The following is a 17,001-nucleotide window of genomic DNA, read 5'->3' as shown; positions in this document are numbered from 1 at the left end:
AGGGCTATGCGCGCCCGGTGACGGGCGTTGAGGAGGTTTTGTGAAAATTGCAGATTTGATGAGCCGGGGTGAACAGTTCGTTTCCCTGGAGTTCTTTCCCCCCAAGGAAAAAACGGAATGGCCGGCCTTCTTTGCCGTCGCCGAAAGGCTGTCGCGGCTCAATCCGCTCTTCGCCTCGGTTACCTACGGGGCCGGGGGAAGCACCCGTGGCGATACGCTGGAAATCGTGACCCGTCTCAAGAAGGATTACGGCCTGGAAACGATGGCGCACCTTACCTGCGTCGGTTCCGACCCGAACGAGCTGGAACGCTTCCTCGCGGAACTTTCCGGTGCCGGGGTGCACAACGTCCTGGCCCTGCGGGGGGATCTTCCCCAGGACACTCCCCAGCTTCCCGAGTGCCGACCGCTGCGCCACGCCTCGGACCTGGTCAGCTTCATTCGGGCCGCCCACCCCGAGATCGGTCTCGGCGTCGCGGGATACCCGGAGACCCACCCGGAGGCGGTCTCGCCGGAGTCGGATCTGGACTACCTGAAGCTCAAGCTCGACCTGGGCGGCGAGTTCGCCATCACGCAGCTTTTCTTCGAAAACCAACGCTATTTCGACTTCGTTGCCCGCGCCCGTAAGATCGGGGTCATAAAACCGATCATCCCGGGAATCCTCCCGGTGGTGAGCCTCAAGGTGATCCGCCGCATCGTGTCGCTGTGCGGTTCCGATCTCCCCCCGGCGTATCTCGCCGAGCTGGAGGCAGCCGATGCGCGGGGCGGGGCGGCCGCGGTGCAGAAATTGGGCATCGCCTACGCCCGGCGCCAGGTGCAGGAACTTTTGGCCGCCGGCGTTCCCGGGGTCCACATCTACACGCTCAACCGCGATGAGGCCATACTCGAATTGGTCGACGGGCTCCTTCCCGCCGCAACCGCCTGAACCGCAACCAAGGAGATTTCATGAGCAGTTCCCAGATCGCCCTCGGCGTCAGCTCCTGCCTTTTGGGAGAGGCGGTCCGCTACGACGGCGGGCACCGCCACGACCACTACATTACCGATACCCTGGGCAAGTACTTCCGTTTCGTCCCGGTCTGCCCGGAGGTGGGGAGCGGGATGCCGATCCCCCGCGAACCGATGCGCCTGGAAGGAGATCCGGAACAGCCCCGGCTGATGACGATCAAAAGCCGCGTCGACCTGACCGAACAGATGGAGTCGTTTTGCTGGGAGAAGGTCGAGGCGCTCGAGCGGGAGGAGCTCTGCGGCTTCATCTTCAAGAAGGATTCCCCCAGCTCCGGCCTCTACCGGGTCAAGGTCTATACCTCGGTTCCGGCCAAGGACGGGATCTCCAAAAGCCATGTCACGGTACACAAGGGGAGGGGGCTTTTTGCCGACGCGGTATGCAAACGGTTCCCCTTTCTCCCCGTGGAGGAAGACAGCCGGCTGCACGACCCGATCCACCGGGAAAACTTCATCGAGCGGGTCTTTACCTACTCCCGATGGAAGGCTTTTCTCCGCGCCGAGCCGACCCTTGGCGACCTCGTGGAATTCCACGCCGCCCACAAACTGCTGATCATGGCCCACAGCCCGACTCTCTACCGGGAACTGGGAGCCCTGGTGGGGAAGGGGGCGGAACTTCCGGAAGGGGAGCTGTTCCTCCGCTACGGTGAACTGCTCATGATGGCGATGTCGATGTGCGCGACGGTGAAGAAGCACACCGACGTCCTGATGCACATCATGGGGTACTTCAAATCGGTGCTCACCCGGGAGGAGAAGGAGGAGCTCCTGGATCTGATCCGGAAGTATCACAACCACCTCGTCCCCCACATCGTGCCGGTTACCATGCTCAGGCATTACTGCCTGAAGTTCGAGAACACGTACCTGAGCCGGCAGCTGTACCTTTCGCCGGTTCCCGAGGAACTCGCGCTACGGAACCACGCATAGGGGGCCGGGCGCACCGCTTCGCCACCCGATAGAGAAGAGGCGCCCTGCCGGCCAAAAAATCGCGCCCGGCAGGGCGCTCCTCCGTTGCCATCCCGTTGCTTTTCTGCAGCGCTCCACTATCATTGAGTCTTCTTTTTCCGCTGTTAATGAATATGGCGACGAGCGTCAATCTTCAGTAAACTACTCCTTTCCCCTTCAAGGGGGCGCGGTAAGCGCGGCGTGCAACGAGGTGGGGGATGGAGGGGTCTGAATCGGCGACCTAACCCCATCCTCACCCCGGCCCTCTCCTTGAAGGAGAGGAGGGTAATGGTCTCACTGAGAATTGACCCTGATCGGCATGAATGTTGGGGAGGTCCCATGACCAAAGTTTCCGGCAGCGCTCTCATCTTTTTGCTCCTGGCGGGGTTGCTCCTGCTTGCCGGGAGTACCGCTTTCGCCGACCTTTACCAGTACACCGACCGCAACGGCGTGGTCACGGTCACCGACAAGCTCGATTCCGTCCCGAAGAAATACCGCGCGACCATGAAGGTGACGCGGGAGGAGCCGAAAGCGGCGCCTCAGCTCCCCACGGCATCGAGCGTGGAAATGGGGGCCGCCCAGGAGGCCGCACCGTCTGCCGCGCCACCCAAGGCAACGGCCGACGCGGGGCGGCGCGGCTGGGTGACGCCGGTATTGGTGCTGGTCGGTCTGGCGGCGGGATTTTTCATCGTGCTGCGCCTGACGCGCAACCTCGTCTCGGCGCAACTGGCCAAGGTGATCTACCTGGTATTTTTCCTCGGGGTATCGGTGTTTCTGTACAAAAGCTATGCGGAGCACCTGGTCGAGGGGACCCTGGGGATGAAGCAAAAGGTCCTGGGGATGTTCAAGAAGGCCAACGCGCGGGAAAGCTCGGCGCTGGAAGAGACGCGGGGAGCGGCGAAATAGCCCCGCCTGAGGGTTGCACCATGTACCTGATCCAGATACTGCTGCCGCTCTACGACAACCTCGGGAACCCGTTTCCCTACGAGGAGTACAACCGCCTGCGGGACGAGCTCTCCGAGCGTTTCGGCGGCATCACGACCTACATGCGTTCCCCGGCCCGGGGGCTCTGGAAGGAAACCAGCACCTCCACGGTTTCCGACGATATCGTGATCTTCGAGATCATGTGCGATGAGCTGGACCGGGAATGGTGGGGCGCCTATCGCAGCGAGCTCGCGGCGACCTTTCGGCAGGAAGTGCTGATCGTGCGGGTAAGCGAGGTGCAGCTTCTATGACGGGTGGGGCGCCCCGTGCCGAGGTGGCATGACGGGCTTGGGATCCAGGTTTAAAAAAAGGACTCAACCGTTACCGGATGAGTCCTTTTTTACTGTTCAGGCAGGATAACCTCACATCTTCCCTTGTTCTCCCTCAGAAACGCTCAAACAAGTCGTCGCTCGCGTGGGCCATCTCGAGGGATACCCCTGCACCGGCCCCCTGGGGGATTGGGTTCACCTTTGCCAAGGCGGGCTTTCTAACTTGGGTTTTTACCGGTTGGTACTGCAGGGCACGATTCTGCCCATGGACCCCTCCCACCTTGAAAAAAGCGATGCTCGCCTGCAATTGCTCAGCCTGGCTGGAAAGCTCCTCTGCCGTAGATGACATCTCTTCGGCGGCCGAGGCGTTCTGCTGGATCACCTGGTCCAACTGCTGCATTGCCTTGTTGATCTGTTCCGCGCCGGTGTCCTGCTCCCGGCAGGCGGCACTGATCTCCTGTACCAGTTCGGAGGTCTTTTGGATGTCGGGAACCATCAGGGTCAGCATTTCCCCGGCGGCCTCTGCGACCTCGACACTGCTCGTGGAGAGCTTGGAGATCTCGGAAGCCGCGAGCTGGCTCCGTTCGGCGAGCTTTCTCACCTCGCTTGCCACCACCGCAAATCCCTTGCCGTGCTCGCCGGCCCGTGCCGCCTCGATGGCGGCGTTCAGGGCGAGGAGGTTGGTCTGCCGGGAGATTTCTTCGATGATATTGATTTTCCCCGCGATCTCCTTCATCGCAGCAACGGTCTGGGCGACCGCTTTTCCGCCTTCGATTGCGTTGTTGGCGGCTTTGGCGGCCGTCTTCTCCGTCTGCAGGGCGTTATCGGCGTTCTGCCTGATATTGGAGGACATCTCCTCCATGGAGGAGGACGCCTCCTCGGCAGCAGCCGCTTGTTCGGTAGCCCCCTGGGACATGGTCTCGGTCGTCGCCGAAAGTTCCTCACTGCCGGCTGCCACGTTTTCAGCCGCGCTCGTGACTTCTCCCACCACATCCTGCAGCTTGGCCACCATCGACTTCAGTGCCGCATAGATGCCGGTTTCGGCCTTGCCGTTCGACTCGAACTTCATGGTGAGGTCGCCGTTGGCGACCTTCTCGGCGATGTCGGCAATCTGGCCGGGCTCGCCGCCGATCTGCCTGGTGAGGCCTGCGGTGATCAGGACCCCGATGGTGATCCCGAAACAGACGCTTCCGACGATGAGGAGGATCATGAACAGCCGCCCCTGATGGTACAACGCCAGGTTCTCCTCGGCGATTTTCTTGGCGTTTGATTCCTTCAGCTCGGTAGCTTCCTGAATGATTTTGTTTAACTCCGTCACCTTTTCCCGGCCGATCCCGGTGGAAAGCGCCACGGATTTCCTGGCTTGCTGGAGCTCCTCGGAAAGAGCCACTTCCATGATGTTCTTGCCGATCGGCTGGTACTGGTGCCAGGAGCTGTTCACGTGACCAATCAGCTCCTTACCCTTCTCGGAGTAAAAGAGCGGGGAGGCTTTCCCGATATCCTCGTTCACCGCCTTTTCGGCTTGCTCGTGATCTTCCACGAACTTCTTCCTTTCGGCGTCGGTTGCCGCCAGAAGGAGGTTCTTTTCCGCCCGCACCATGCGCAGGAGGTTGATGCTCGCCTCCTTGATGTGGGCGACCCCCATGAGCTCCTTCCGGAACATGTCGTCCGCCCGTTCGTTCATGGTCGCCATGTTCCTGATGCCGACCAAGCCGACCACCGCAGTGATGATCGACATGACCAGAAACGCGGAGAGAAGCCTCGTCCTGACTTTGAGATCATTGAACCAGTTCATCGGACACCCCCTACCAACTGCCAGTTTTTTTCATGACGGTTTACTTGTCGTGGAGAAGCGAAGGAAGCAGACCCAGGTGGTGACGGAATAGGAAAATCCCGATGCGCGCGAGGTTCTTATCGGCGCAAGTGGAACGATATAAAGTAATTTTTTTATTATAAAAAATGAATAAACTCGGCGTGAAACGACGCGGCCGCGGAGCGATTGGAGAGGTGCGTTGGGAGAATGGAAAGCAGGGGGGCGCCCGGTATCCCGCCGTCATCTGTCCTGCATCGCGACCGGTGTGTCACTCCTCGATACATAGAGATCAAAAAGAAAGGGCGCCGCTTCCTGATGGGAAAGGCGCCCTTTCTCTTTTCATAACGCCGGCCAGCGACCCGCGCGGTCAGTACCGGGTGAAACTGTCGTCGGTGAGGTCCGCGCCCCCCGCACCGAGGTCCATCTCGACGCCGGCGGATTGAGCTTGCCGGGGCTTGACCTGGTGCGGAATGGTCTTCGGCTTCCCCTTCGCCGCCGGCGTGCGGACCGCAACCGAACCTCTGCGGAGGTTGCCCACCTTGAAGAAGGCCACCGTCGCCTGCAACTGCTCGGACTGGCTGGAAAGCTCCTCGGCGGTGGAGGCCATCTCCTCGGCGGCCGAGGCGTTTTGCTGGATTACCTGGTCCAACTGCTGGATCGCCTTGTTGATCTGTTCCGCCCCGGCATCCTGTTCGCGGCTGGAGGCGCTGATCTCCTGTACCAGTCCCGCGGTCTTCTGGATGTCCGGGACCATCTTGGATAACATCCTCCCCGCGGTCTCGGCGATGTCGACGCTGGACCGGGAAAGCTGCAGAATCCCGGCCGCCGCCTGCTGGCTCCGCTCGGCGAGCTTGCGCACCTCGCTTGCCACCACCGCAAAGCCTTTGCCGTGCTCCCCGGCGCGGGCCGCCTCGATGGCCGCGTTCAAGGCGAGGAGGTTGGTCTGCCGGGCGATCTCCTCGATGATGTTGATCTTGACCGCGATCTCCTTCATCGCGGCAACCGTCTGCTCCACCGAATCACCCCCCTCCTTGGCGTCGGTAGCCGTCTGCACCGCGGTCTTTTCGGTCTGCAGGGCGTTGTCGGCGTTCTGGCGGATGTTGGCGGTCATCTCTTCCATGGATGACGAGGCTTCCTCGGCCGCAGCGGCCTGCTCGGTTGCCCCCTGCGACATCGTCTCGGCACTTGCCGAAAGCTCGGTCGCGCCGGTCGCCACGTTGTCCGCCGCCGCCGTCACCTCGGTTACGATGGCGCGGAGCTGGGAGATCATTGCCTCCATCGCCGACAGCAAAAGCCCGGTCTCGTCGGTGCTCTCGGCGCGGACCTCGATGGTCAGATCCCCCTGGGCCAGGCTGTTGGCGGCGTCCACCGCCTTGGCGAGCGGTACCGTGATGCTCCGGGTGAGAAAGAGGGTGATCCCGACCGCCAGCGCGATGGAGAGTGCGCCGAGGCCGAGCATGAGGTCGCGGGCGTGCCGGTAGTCACCTTCGGCTTCCACGTAGCGCGCCTTGGAGCGCTCTTCCTGGTAGGCGTTCAGCTGTGCGATGCCGGTCAGCCAGCTCCGGACCGCGGGGCGGGCGTCCCGGTTCAAAAGGGCGATAGCTTCGCCATCTTTGTGTTGCAGGGCCAGTTCCATCACCTTGGTGTTGAGCGGCCGCGCCGTCTCGGCGGCGGTGCCCACCTTGGCCAGAAGTTCCAGTCCCTTGGTGTCATCCTTCGGGGTCAGCTCGACGATCTTCTTCAGGTGTTCCCCGTACTTCTCGCGAAAATCGGCGATGCGCTTCACGTACTCCTCGCGCTTGTGCGGATCGGTGTCGATCAGGATGTTGCGCAGGTTGATCGACACTTCCGAGACGCAGGTCTGCATTTCGGTGCCGTGGAAGGCGCGTGCGTTGTTCACCGAGACGATCCGCTCCAGGTGTTCCTGGATTCTCCCCATGGCGGAGATCCCGGTCCCGATGAGCGCGATCATGATGAGCAGCAATAGCCCGTTGGCCAGGGTCAACCTCGTGCCGATCCTCAAATTCTTAAGCATGAAAACCCCCGTTGAAAGTCACGTTTCGTGCATGTGCGTTATGGCTCGTCTTCGGAGGGGGGAAGAGGGTACTTTAGAAAATACGGATTTTGTCACACTTCTGTGGCGGGGTGGGGCGGGGCCGGGCCGGGCCCAAGCGGTCGCGCGCCGCTGGGCCGGAAAAGGCGCAGGGGCCGCTGCGGTCAAGCCGCGGCCCCTGCCGAGGGGGAAGCTGCCGTTTCTGGGAACGTCAGGGGGCTTCGAACTTGTAGCCGACCCCGTAGATGGAATGGATCAGCTCCACATCCGGGGCGACTGCGGCGATCTTCTTGCGCAGCTTCTTGATGTGGCTGTCGATGGTACGGTCGCTCACCACCCGCTGGTCCGGGTAGATCCGGTCCATCAGCTGGGCCCGGGAGTAGATCCTTCCCGGGTTGCGGAACAAAAAGAGGAGCAGGTTGAATTCCACCGCGGTCAGGTCCAGTTCCTGCCCGTTCAGGACGGCCCGATAGCGGTCCGGGTCGAGCGTCAGCCCCCCCGTGGCCCCTTCCTGCTTGTCGACGGCCCGGCGCAGCACGGTCTTCACCCGGGCCACCACCTCGCGCGGGCTGAACGGTTTGCAGATGTAATCGTCGGCACCGAGCTCCAGGCCGAGCAGCCGGTCGATCTCTTCGACCCGCGCGGTGATCATGATGATCGGGACCTGGGAGAAGGTCCGGATCTCCTTGCAGATGTCCAGGCCGTTGCGTCCCGGGAGCATCAGGTCGAGCAGGATGAGGTCGGGCATCCGCTCCCTGACCTGGGACAGGACCTGGGTCCCGTCGGTAAGGCTGGTCCAGTCGAACCCGGCCTGGGTCAGGTATTCCCCGAGCACTGCGGCAAGTTTTTCCTCGTCTTCTACGATAAGTACGTTGGCGCCCATATCAGCTCCTTCTCAATGGCAGATCGATGCGGATCTGCACCCCTCCCAGCGGAGAGGGATGCGCGGTAATGGTTCCTTCGTGGGCTTCCACGATGTTCTTGCACAGGGAGAGTCCCAGCCCGGCTCCGCCCAGGGCCCGGTTCCGGGAATTCTCCACGCGGTAGAGCCGGTCGAAGAGCCGCTCCAGGTCCGCCTCCGGGACGCCGGGTGCGGTGTCCTCCAGATGGAGCGTGGCCCTTTGCCCGTGCCGCTCCAGGCGCACCGCGAGCTCCCCTTGGGGGTCGGTGTACTTCAACGAGTTCTCCAGGAGGTTGTCGAAGAGCTGGTGCAGCCTTTCCGGATCGGCGAAGAGCGGGAAATGGCAGCTGTCGGAGAAACTCTCGGAGAGCCGGATCCCCTTCTGGGCGAATTCGGACCGGAACAGGTCCAGCGCGTCGCAAAGCGCCTCCTTCAGGTCCATGTCCACCTTGCGGTAGTTGAGCCCCCCGATGTCATGCAGGGAGAGCTGGTAGAGGTCGTCGACCAGGCGGCTCAGCTGCATCACCTCGCCGTGGAGGGAGCGCATCGAATCCGCGGTCGGCAGGCGGATCCCGTCCTGGATCGCCTCGATCTCGCCGCGCAGGACCGCCAGCGGGGTGCGCAGCTCGTGGGAGATGTCGGCGACCCAGTGGCGGCGCGCCGCTTCGTTTTTCTCCAGGGTGAGGGCCAGGGTGTTGAAGTCGGCCCCGAGTTGCCCCAGTTCGTCGGCGGAATTTATCTCGACCCGGGTGTCGAACTTCCCGGAGGCGAGCCGGTGCATCGAGGAGGCCAGGAGCTTGATCGGGGAGACCAGCCGGTTCGCCAGCGGCATGGAAAGCGCCGCCGACACGAGGAGCATCACCGCCGCGATCATCCCCATGGCGACCTTTTGCCGCTTCACGAAGAGGAGCTGGTGCTGGTCGGTGAGGTGCAGGCGCGGCAGCATGCCGAGGTAGCCGACCACCTTTCCCCCCACCAGGAGCTTTTGGAAGGCCGCGTCCCGGTACGGCCTCGCCTGTTCGGGGGGGCCCATTACCTTCTGATGCTGCGCGTCGAGCAGGATCACCCGCATCTCGAAACGGTGCGCGAGCCGCTGCGGGAAGGCACCGCTGTGGTTGGCGAAACGGCGCGCCTGCCGAATGAGGAACTCCTCGCGTTCGGCGGCCCCGGTGCGATCTGCGTCCCGGTCCCGCTCGACGGTCCGGTCCCGCTGCCCCAGCCGCTCCATTTCGATGACTCCCCGGGTGCCCGCAACGATCCGGAACCAGGTCTCGGGAGAATCCTTCAAAAACTGCCAGTTGCCGTGCTCGGTGTAACTATGCACCAGGATCTCGGCGAGGCGGTCCATCCGCTCCTTTTCCATGGTGTTCACGTAGGCGAGAAAGCCGCGCCCGATGCTCCATTGCATGATCAGGAACATGCAGATGACGGCGGCGCCGGTGGCGGCGAGCATGGCGATGAAAAGGCGGTACTTGATCATTATCTTCACAGGGCCCTCAAGAAGGTCGGAGCGGTCTTTCCTGTTATTAGCACAGCTGAAGAAAAACCGCCATCAAAGAGGTGGGCAACCCCGCCAATTCCTTGCTTTTTACAAGGTTATGACACAGTTTGCACGGGAAATTGCCGCGTTGAGAGAGCCGCCGGGACCGCGGAGCGGTAAATAAAACTGTCACTGTCCGGTCAGACTGTGCTACAGTGAGGCCAGTTTACGTCAAGGACCCCACGGGCCTTTCGCGCCTTTGGGGTCTTTGTGTGCCATCAACACCTATCAGGAGTATCAGTGCAATTTGTAGATTTTAAGTTGGACCCGCGGATTCAGGAGGCGGTGGCGGCGGTGGGATACCAAACCCCGACCCCGATCCAGTTGCAGGCAATCCCGCCCGTCATGGAAGGCAAAGACGTCATGGGGCTCGCCCAGACCGGAACCGGCAAGACCGCCGCCTTCGGGCTGCCCCTTTTGCATCGGCTGGCGCAGGGAGGGCGCGGCACGGTTCGCGCCGTGGTGGTTGCGCCGACCCGCGAACTCGCCGAGCAGATCAACGAGTCGCTCGTCGCCTTGGGCAAACGCACCGGGTTGAGGAGCCTTACCGTGTACGGCGGGGTTAATATCAACACCCAGACCAAGCGGCTCAAGGAGGGGGTGGACATCGTGGTCGCCTGCCCGGGGCGGCTTTTGGACCACGTCGGCCAGGGGACCATCGACCTTTCCAAGGTGGAGATGCTGGTGCTCGACGAGGCGGACCAGATGTTCGACATGGGATTTCTCCCCGACGTGCGCCGCATCCTTCGGGTGCTCCCCTCGCAGCGGCAGACCCTGATGTTCTCGGCGACCATGCCGGACGACATCAAGCGGCTGGCCCACGAGATCCTGCGCCGTCCGGTGACGGTACAGGTGGACCGGGTGGCACCGGCCGCAACCGTGTCCCACGCCCTTTACCCGGTCTCCCAGCACCTCAAGACCCCGCTTCTGTTCGAGCTTTTGCACCACACCGACACCGAGAGCGTCCTCGTCTTCACCAAGACCAAGCACCGGGCCAAGCGGGTTGGGGAGCAGCTGGAAAAGGCCGGCTACAAGGCGACCTCGCTGCAGGGAAACCTTTCCCAGAACCGACGCCAGGCCGCGCTGGACGGCTTCCGCGACGGCACCTTCCAGATCCTCGTAGCGACCGACATCGCCGCACGCGGCATCGACGTCTCGCAGATCTCCCACGTGATCAACTACGACATCCCCGACACGCCGGAGGCCTACACGCACCGGATCGGCCGTACCGGGCGCGCGGCGCGGACCGGTGACGCCTTCACCATGGTGACCGAAGAGGACACCGCCATGGTGCGGAGCATCGAGCGGGTGCTCGGGTCGAAGATCGAGCGCCGCCGGGTGGAAGGATTCGACTACAGCGTGGCCGCACCGCAGAAGGATCAGGAGTTCGCCCGTGCCCCCCGCGAGCCGCAACGCCGCCGCGAGGCGACCGCCAAGCCGGCGCCGAAGAAAGCCGGAAGCAGCGAGGGAAGCGGGGGCCGTCCCGGGAAGGGACCCCGCCGTCCCGCCGCAGCGGCCGCCAAGCAGGGGCCGGGGCACCACGCCGCGCGGGAAGGAAATCGTCCCCAAGCAAACGGCGGGGGCAGCGGCCAGCGCACCGCCGGAACGGGAGCCGCCGCGCGCCCGGGGAACCGGCAGGCCCCCCGCAGCGGGAGGTAACCCGTAGCATCTCCCACCCGTCCTCCACCGTGAGGATGGGGTTAGCTTCAGATCAAACAAAAAGGGGGACGGCCCAGCGGCCGTCCCCCTTTTCGCATGCTCTGTCTGCCCCGTTACCCCTGCGTCGACCAGTGGCCGTGGAGGTTGCAGTATTCGCGGGCGGTGACGCTGGTTGCGGAGATGTTGAAGGTCGCCTCCGGTGCCTGGCCCGGCTGCAGCATCTGACGGTACACCTTCCCGTCGGCGATGATCTCGATCCACTCGATGTAGTGGGCGCTTTCCATCGGATGGGCCACGCTGCCGACCTTCACCTTGATCACGCCGTTCCCCTTCTCGATTACCGGGACGTGCTTTTCCTTCGCCGCGTCGACGGTGTTCTCGGTCTTCAGCGCCATCGGAGCGCCGCAGCAGACGAGTTCGCCTGCGCCGGGGTGAAAGACTTCAACGATATTGCCGCAACTGTCACATTTATAAACCTGTAATGCCTCTGCCATGTGATGCCCTCCTTGATGTAGATGTGGTGCCGGATGTGGTGCTGGTGCGAAAGCTTACTTGAGCCAGCCGGCGAGGTTGGTCGCGAGCTGCTGGTTTTCCCGGTCGAGGAATTTGTTCTGGAAGATGGCGTCGTCCCCGAAGACGATGAACCCCCCGCTGCCGACGGTTCCCGCCACCGCTACGCCGAACGATCCGGTCGCCTCTTTTCGGGGGATCTTGCTCCCGTCCAGATCGATCCAGGCGTTGGGGCCGGTGGCCGCGATGACGCGGGAGGCGTCACTGGTGTTCTTGACCCCCCAGACTCCGTAGAGGCTGAAGGTCTCCACCCCTTTAAGGACCGGGTGACTGCCGAGGTTGGTGACCCGAAAGTTCATCGGATCGCCGTTGATGATGTTTTCCCGCTCGTGGATGACGCCGTTGGTGTAGGCGACTTCCAGCCGCTGCAAAAGTCCCTCGAGCGGCGGTGCGATGTGGAGCATGATCGCCACCTTCCCCCCCCGCAGCAGAAACCGCACCACCGCGTCGGTCTCCTCGGCGTTGAAAGGACGAAAGGCGCCGGAGATGATCAGCCCGTCGACTCCTTTAAGGGTTGCATCGGTAAGCGCGGTGTCGCAGGAAACCACCCGCGCTCCGGCTTTCTGCAAGGTCCCGGCCAGGCCGGAGAGCTGCAGCGGCCCGGTTCCCTCGGGGGAGAAGCGTTCCCCGTGGCTGTTGTCGAACATCACCGTCTGGGCGCTGGCCACGCCGGTGGTGATCATCCCAATTAAAACGACCAGTACCAGTATACACATTAATCTGCCACGGCAAGCCATATGACCCCCTTTTTCCTGTTGTGCCAAACAGGACTAAACTTATCCTGTTCGGCCTTATAGCAGTATTGCCCCGGTGGCGCAAGTCTTTTTAAGTTGGCGTGGTTGCGTAATCGGCCGGGATCTTCCCCGTGGGGCATCGCGTCGTTGACAGGAAGGCGGGTGCCGATGTATTAAAAGGGGTCGAATCAAATTCCAATTGGAAATCCCAGGAGAACAAGATGATTACCCATATCGTACTTTTCAAGCTCAAGGACGCGACCGCCGAGGGAATCCAGAAGGCCCAGGAACTGCTCCTCAGCATGGATGGCAAGGTCGAGATGCTGCGGCACCTGGAGGTCGGGGTGGATGTGATCCGCTCGGAGCGCTCCGCCGACATCGCCCTGGTCACCAAGTTCGATTCCCTGGCCGATCTGCAGGCATACCAGGTACATCCCTACCACGCCAACGAAGTCGCCGCCTACATGAGGAGCGTCTGCTCCCAGGTCGTCGCCGCCGACTACGAAGGGTAAGCCACGCCCCATACTCCCCCTCCCGCGCGGCGAGGGGGGACTCAAACGATTCAGGAGGAAAGAAATGTCGCAGTGTCCATGCGGGACCGGCCTTAGCTATGAAGAGTGCTGCCTCCCGGCGATCAAGGGAGAGAGGCCGGCCGCCACGGCCGAAGCGCTGATGCGTTCCCGTTACTCGGCCTATGTAAAGGTCGAGACCGACTACCTTTTGGAAACCACCCACCCGAAACACCGGACCGGCTACGATGCGGCCGGAACCAAGGAGTGGGCGGAGACCGCGGAATGGGAAGGGCTGGAGATCGTCTCGGTCGAGAAGGGCGGGGCGGAGGACAGCACCGGCGAGGTCGAGTTCATCGCCCGCTGGAAAGAGAAGGGGAGCCCCCGCTCGCACCACGAAGTGGCGCTGTTCAAGAAGGACAAGGAGCAGTGGTTCTTCACCGACGGCAAGATGGTCACCGCCAAACCGGTCGTCCGGACCTCGCCCAAGGTCGGGCGCAACGATCCCTGCCCCTGCGGCAGCAATCTCAAATACAAGAAGTGCTGCGGGAAGTAGCAATGGACAATTGACAAGGTGGTTCAATTGACAATGGACAATTGACAATTGACAACGAAAACCTTGGCAGTCCTTTGACCAACGACGCCTGATTGCAGTAGCACTATAGATACAAAGGACATTCAGTTGGCAATGAGGTAAGGACTCATTGTCAATTGTCCATGGTCCATTGTCCATTGAAGGGGTTTATATGGCTGTCGCCAAGAAGATAAGCGGTTTCATCGAGAAGTCGTCCTGGATCAGAAAGATGTTCGAGGAAGGGGAGCAGCTGCGCCGCCAGTACGGGGCCGACAAGGTGTTCGACTTCACCCTCGGCAACCCGGATGTCGATCCCCCGGCTGATTTCTACGGGGCGTTCAAACGGCTCGCCAACGATCCGATTCCCGGCATGCACCGTTACATGAACAACGCCGGCTACGTGGAGACCAGGAAGGCGGTTGCCGCCACCCTGAGCGCCGCATCCGAGCTCCCGGTCGAGGCGGACCACGTGGTCATGACGGTCGGCGCCGGCGGTGCGCTCAACACCGTTCTCAAAACGATCCTCAACCCGGGCGACGAGGTCATCATCCTCACCCCGTTCTTTGTCGAGTACCGCTTCTACATCGACAACCACGGCGGGGTGCCGGTCGAGGTCTGGACCGACCGGGAAACCTTCCAGCTCGACATCGATGCCATCGGCCTTGCCATCAACGCCAAGACCCGCGCCATCATCGTCTGCTCGCCCAACAACCCGACCGGCGTGATCTATCCCGCGGAAAGCCTCAAGCGCCTCGGCGAACTGGTGAGCGCGAAAGAGCAGGAGTTCGGCCGCCAGATCTGCGTCATCTCCGACGAGCCCTACGCCCGGATCGTCTACGACGGCAATAACGTACCCAACATCTTCCGCTACGTGCAGAACTCGGTCATCGTCACCTCCCACAGCAAGGACCTGGCGCTCCCCGGCGAGCGGATCGGTTATCTCGCCGCCAACCCGCGCATGAAAAACGTGGGCCAGTTCATGGAAGGCACGATCTTCTCCAACCGCGTCCTCGGCTTCGTGAACGCTCCGGCACTGATGCAGCGCCTGGTGGCCGAACTGCAGAACTCCTCGGTCGACATCGCGGCCTACCAGACCAAGCGGGACATCCTCTACAACGCGCTGACCGGGATGGGGTTCGAGATGGTGAAGCCGGACGGCGCCTTCTACTTCTTCCCGAAATCGCCGCTTGCCGACGACGTGGAGTTCGTGAAGGCCGCGCAGAAGCACAAGATCCTGCTCGTCCCCGGCGTCGGCTTCGGCGCGCCCGGGTACTTCCGGATCGCCTACTGCGTGGACCAGGGGATGATCGAGCGGAGCCTCCCGGCCTGGGCAGAGCTCGCCCGCGAGCTCGGGATCTCCAAGTAAGAGCCGTTCGGCGTTCGACGTTCGGCGTTGGACGTGGAGGTTCAACTCGGCAACTGAAGGCGCCAACCCTGTGGGAGCGCCATTCCTGGCGCGAACTACCGCTGGATTCGCGCCAGGAATGGCGCTCCCACAGCAAGACCCAAAGCGTCCTTCAATAGCATCCTTTTTTCTGGGGAACCCCATCCTCACGCCGCCCATCCATTTGAAAGATGAGGGTGGTCAGCTCGCATACCACGGAACCACCATGAACGAAACAATTCTCATAGTCGACGATGAGGAAGGGATCCGCTCCTCGCTCGCCGGCATCCTTGAGGACGAAGGGTACCGCACCATCGCCGCCGCCGATGGGATGGAGGCGCTCGCCGTATGCAAGCGGGAGATCCCGCGCCTGGTGCTGCTTGACATCTGGATGCCCAGGATGGACGGGCTGCAGACGCTGCAGGCCCTCAAGGAGCGCTACCCGGAGCTGAACGTGATCATGATGAGCGGGCACGGCACCATCGAGACCGCCGTCAAATCCACCAAGCTCGGTGCCTACGACTTCATCGAGAAGCCGCTGTCGCTGGAGAAGGTGGTGGTGACGGTGGAAAACGCCCTCGCCATGACCCGCCTCAAGGAGGAGAATGCTTCGCTGCGCGGCCTGGTGCTGCAAAGCCACGAGATGATCGGGAGCTCCCCGGCCATGGTGAAGCTTCGGGAGCAGATCCGGATGGTCGCCCCCACCAACGCCTCGGTCCTGATCACCGGCGAAAACGGGACCGGCAAGGAACTGGTGGCGCGGTCGGTCCACTTTCACAGTCAACGGCGCGAAAAGCCGTTTATCGAGATCAACTGCGCCGCTATTCCCGAGGAACTGATCGAAAGCGAGCTCTTCGGGCACGAACGGGGTGCCTTCACCGGCGCGGTCGCCCAGAAGAAGGGAAAGTTCGACCAGGCCGATGGCGGGACCATCTTCCTCGACGAGATCGGGGACATGTCGCTCAAGACCCAGGCGAAGGTGCTCCGGATCCTCCAGGAGCGGAAGTTCGAGCGGGTAGGCGGGACGCGCACCATAGAAGTCGATGTGCGGGTGGTTGCGGCGACCAACAAGCTCCTCGAGGAGGAGATCAAAAACGGGGCCTTCCGTGAGGACCTCTTCTACCGGCTCAACGTGGTTCCTTTCAAGGTGCCGTCCCTCAGGGACCGGCGCGACGACATACCGCTTTTGGTCACCTACTTCCTCGACACCTTTTGCCGTCGCGAGGAGCGCGAGCTCAAGATGATCGTGCCGGAGGCGCTGGAGGCGCTGAAGCGCTACGACTGGCCCGGGAACGTGCGCGAGCTGAAGAACATCGTGGAAAGGCTCGTGATCATGACGCCGGGCGGCACCATTACCGTCAATCACCTCCCCGACTACCTGGTCAACGACGCCGGTTCGCGCGACGGCAACACCGGGAGGCTGGAGAGCGTTTTGGAGCTCTCTTCGCTGCGCGAGGCGCGGGAGGAGTTCGAAAAGGAATTCATCATCCAGAAGCTGGAGGAAAACGACTGGAACGTCTCACGCACCGCCGAAGCGATCGAACTCGAGCGGAGCAACCTGCACCGCAAAATCAAGAGCTACGGGATCGACGTTAAGAAAGGTTCGTAGCTCATGCTGTTTCGCCTCTTCATCCTCTTCGCCATCGTTCCCGTCATCGAGATCTACCTGCTGATCAAGGTCGGCTCGGTGATCGGCGGGCTGCCGACCGTTGCCATCCTGCTCGCGATCAGTCTGCTGGGGGCCTACCTGGTCCGGCACCAGGGTTTTGCCATCCTCAGGAAGATCCAGGAGGAACTTGCGCAGGGGCGGCTTCCCGCGGCCCAGCTTCTGGACGGGGCGCTGGTCCTGGTGGGGGGAGTGCTCCTGATGACTCCCGGCTTCTTCACCGATTTCCTGGGCATTTTCTTTCTCATCCCCCTTACCCGAAACATCATCAAGATGTGGCTGGGACTCTGGCTGCGTAACCGCCTGGCCGGCGGTGGCTTTGTCATCCGCCGCTTCTGATCCTTCTCTGCAGTCCCTCCTTTTTTATCCAGAATCTTCTCCTGCCGTTGCCTGTCGGCCGCTCA

At 62.3% G+C, this 17,001-nt stretch carries 16 protein-coding genes; 10 read left to right on the top strand and 6 right to left on the bottom strand.

Features of this window, described 5'->3' with window-relative positions; genetic code table 11:
* Positions 1 to 40 precede the first annotated feature (40 nt).
* The 4 genes from JFN93_RS19565 (at position 41) to JFN93_RS19550 (ending at position 3,176) form a co-directional block, all read left to right on the top strand.
* Positions 41 to 922: a methylenetetrahydrofolate reductase gene (locus tag JFN93_RS19565; RefSeq protein WP_199385827.1), complete on the top strand. Its 882-nt coding sequence runs from the start codon at positions 41 to 43 to the stop codon at positions 920 to 922.
* A gap of 20 nt (positions 923 to 942) precedes the next feature.
* On the top strand, positions 943 to 1,923 hold the full coding sequence (locus tag JFN93_RS19560; protein ID WP_199385826.1) for a YbgA family protein: 981 nt from the start codon (positions 943 to 945) through the stop codon (positions 1,921 to 1,923).
* 357 nt (positions 1,924 to 2,280) lie between these two features.
* Positions 2,281 to 2,847, top strand: coding sequence for a DUF4124 domain-containing protein (locus JFN93_RS19555; protein ID WP_199385825.1), 567 nt, complete (start codon positions 2,281 to 2,283; stop codon positions 2,845 to 2,847).
* 20 nt (positions 2,848 to 2,867) lie between these two features.
* Positions 2,868 to 3,176: a hypothetical protein gene (locus JFN93_RS19550; protein ID WP_199385824.1), complete on the top strand. Its 309-nt coding sequence runs from the start codon at positions 2,868 to 2,870 to the stop codon at positions 3,174 to 3,176.
* 133 nt (positions 3,177 to 3,309) lie between these two features.
* On the opposite strand, the gene JFN93_RS19545 is transcribed toward JFN93_RS19550, so the two are convergent.
* The 4 genes from JFN93_RS19545 to JFN93_RS19530 form a co-directional block, all read right to left on the bottom strand.
* Complete coding sequence (locus tag JFN93_RS19545; protein WP_199385823.1) at positions 3,310 to 4,989, bottom strand: methyl-accepting chemotaxis protein; 1,680 nt, start codon at positions 4,987 to 4,989, stop codon at positions 3,310 to 3,312.
* A 385-nt stretch (positions 4,990 to 5,374) separates the two neighbouring features.
* The gene (locus tag JFN93_RS19540) at positions 5,375 to 7,042 is read right to left on the bottom strand and encodes a HAMP domain-containing methyl-accepting chemotaxis protein (protein WP_199385822.1); all 1,668 of its coding nucleotides are present in this window, start codon (positions 7,040 to 7,042) and stop codon (positions 5,375 to 5,377) included.
* A 229-nt stretch (positions 7,043 to 7,271) separates the two neighbouring features.
* Positions 7,272 to 7,943: a response regulator gene (locus JFN93_RS19535; RefSeq protein ID WP_199385821.1), complete on the bottom strand. Its 672-nt coding sequence runs from the start codon at positions 7,941 to 7,943 to the stop codon at positions 7,272 to 7,274.
* Between the two features lies 1 nt (position 7,944).
* Positions 7,945 to 9,441 (bottom strand): ATP-binding protein, encoded by a 1,497-nt coding sequence (locus JFN93_RS19530; RefSeq protein ID WP_215907824.1) that lies wholly within the window; start codon positions 9,439 to 9,441, stop codon positions 7,945 to 7,947.
* A gap of 300 nt (positions 9,442 to 9,741) precedes the next feature.
* Here JFN93_RS19530 and JFN93_RS19525 point away from each other — a divergent pair, with 300 nt between their 5' ends.
* Complete coding sequence (locus tag JFN93_RS19525) at positions 9,742 to 11,160, top strand: DEAD/DEAH box helicase (protein ID WP_199385819.1); 1,419 nt, start codon at positions 9,742 to 9,744, stop codon at positions 11,158 to 11,160.
* Between the two features lie 113 nt (positions 11,161 to 11,273).
* Here JFN93_RS19525 and JFN93_RS19520 read toward each other — a convergent pair whose 3' ends face one another.
* Complete coding sequence (locus tag JFN93_RS19520) at positions 11,274 to 11,654, bottom strand: desulfoferrodoxin (protein WP_199385818.1); 381 nt, start codon at positions 11,652 to 11,654, stop codon at positions 11,274 to 11,276.
* 54 nt (positions 11,655 to 11,708) lie between these two features.
* Positions 11,709 to 12,446 (bottom strand): GldG family protein, encoded by a 738-nt coding sequence (locus tag JFN93_RS19515; protein WP_236021836.1) that lies wholly within the window; start codon positions 12,444 to 12,446, stop codon positions 11,709 to 11,711.
* A 239-nt stretch (positions 12,447 to 12,685) separates the two neighbouring features.
* Between JFN93_RS19515 and JFN93_RS19510 the strand changes: the two genes are divergently transcribed.
* The 5 genes from JFN93_RS19510 to JFN93_RS19490 all read left to right on the top strand — a co-directional run bounded on the left by JFN93_RS19510 (position 12,686) and on the right by JFN93_RS19490 (position 16,936).
* The gene (locus tag JFN93_RS19510) at positions 12,686 to 12,976 is read left to right on the top strand and encodes a Dabb family protein (RefSeq protein WP_199385816.1); all 291 of its coding nucleotides are present in this window, start codon (positions 12,686 to 12,688) and stop codon (positions 12,974 to 12,976) included.
* Positions 12,977 to 13,040: 64 nt separating this feature from the next.
* On the top strand, positions 13,041 to 13,529 hold the full coding sequence (locus tag JFN93_RS19505) for a YchJ family protein (RefSeq protein WP_199385815.1): 489 nt from the start codon (positions 13,041 to 13,043) through the stop codon (positions 13,527 to 13,529).
* Positions 13,530 to 13,719: 190 nt separating this feature from the next.
* Complete coding sequence (locus JFN93_RS19500) at positions 13,720 to 14,913, top strand: pyridoxal phosphate-dependent aminotransferase (protein WP_199385814.1); 1,194 nt, start codon at positions 13,720 to 13,722, stop codon at positions 14,911 to 14,913.
* Positions 14,914 to 15,157: 244 nt separating this feature from the next.
* On the top strand, positions 15,158 to 16,540 hold the full coding sequence (locus JFN93_RS19495) for a sigma-54-dependent transcriptional regulator (RefSeq protein WP_199385813.1): 1,383 nt from the start codon (positions 15,158 to 15,160) through the stop codon (positions 16,538 to 16,540).
* Between the two features lie 3 nt (positions 16,541 to 16,543).
* Positions 16,544 to 16,936 (top strand): FxsA family protein, encoded by a 393-nt coding sequence (locus JFN93_RS19490; RefSeq protein WP_199385812.1) that lies wholly within the window; start codon positions 16,544 to 16,546, stop codon positions 16,934 to 16,936.
* Positions 16,937 to 17,001: the final 65 nt, after the last annotated feature.

Origin of the sequence: Geomesophilobacter sediminis (genome assembly GCF_016458275.1) — a bacterium.
In the GTDB taxonomy this organism is placed as follows: Bacteria; Desulfobacterota; Desulfuromonadia; order Geobacterales; family Geobacteraceae; genus Geomesophilobacter; species Geomesophilobacter sediminis.
Note: the sequence above shows the minus strand (reverse complement) of the source record. Positions and strands in the feature narration are given on the sequence as shown.

Excerpts from the sequence above, each read along its gene's own strand:
- JFN93_RS19560 (WP_199385826.1), top strand. The coding sequence starts at position 943 with ATGAGCAGTTCCCAGATCGCCCTCGGCGTCAGCTCCTGCCTTTTGGGA.
- JFN93_RS19555 (WP_199385825.1), top strand. The coding sequence starts at position 2,281 with ATGACCAAAGTTTCCGGCAGCGCTCTCATCTTTTTGCTCCTGGCGGGG.
- JFN93_RS19550 (WP_199385824.1), top strand. The coding sequence starts at position 2,868 with ATGTACCTGATCCAGATACTGCTGCCGCTCTACGACAACCTCGGGAAC.
- JFN93_RS19545 (WP_199385823.1), bottom strand. The coding sequence starts at position 4,989 with ATGAACTGGTTCAATGATCTCAAAGTCAGGACGAGGCTTCTCTCCGCG.
- JFN93_RS19540 (WP_199385822.1), bottom strand. The coding sequence starts at position 7,042 with ATGCTTAAGAATTTGAGGATCGGCACGAGGTTGACCCTGGCCAACGGG.
- JFN93_RS19535 (WP_199385821.1), bottom strand. The coding sequence starts at position 7,943 with ATGGGCGCCAACGTACTTATCGTAGAAGACGAGGAAAAACTTGCCGCA.
- JFN93_RS19530 (WP_215907824.1), bottom strand. The coding sequence starts at position 9,441 with ATGATCAAGTACCGCCTTTTCATCGCCATGCTCGCCGCCACCGGCGCC.
- JFN93_RS19520 (WP_199385818.1), bottom strand. The coding sequence starts at position 11,654 with ATGGCAGAGGCATTACAGGTTTATAAATGTGACAGTTGCGGCAATATC.
- JFN93_RS19515 (WP_236021836.1), bottom strand. The coding sequence starts at position 12,446 with ATGTGTATACTGGTACTGGTCGTTTTAATTGGGATGATCACCACCGGC.
- JFN93_RS19510 (WP_199385816.1), top strand. The coding sequence starts at position 12,686 with ATGATTACCCATATCGTACTTTTCAAGCTCAAGGACGCGACCGCCGAG.
- JFN93_RS19505 (WP_199385815.1), top strand. The coding sequence starts at position 13,041 with ATGTCGCAGTGTCCATGCGGGACCGGCCTTAGCTATGAAGAGTGCTGC.
- JFN93_RS19500 (WP_199385814.1), top strand. The coding sequence starts at position 13,720 with ATGGCTGTCGCCAAGAAGATAAGCGGTTTCATCGAGAAGTCGTCCTGG.
- JFN93_RS19495 (WP_199385813.1), top strand. The coding sequence starts at position 15,158 with ATGAACGAAACAATTCTCATAGTCGACGATGAGGAAGGGATCCGCTCC.
- JFN93_RS19490 (WP_199385812.1), top strand. The coding sequence starts at position 16,544 with ATGCTGTTTCGCCTCTTCATCCTCTTCGCCATCGTTCCCGTCATCGAG.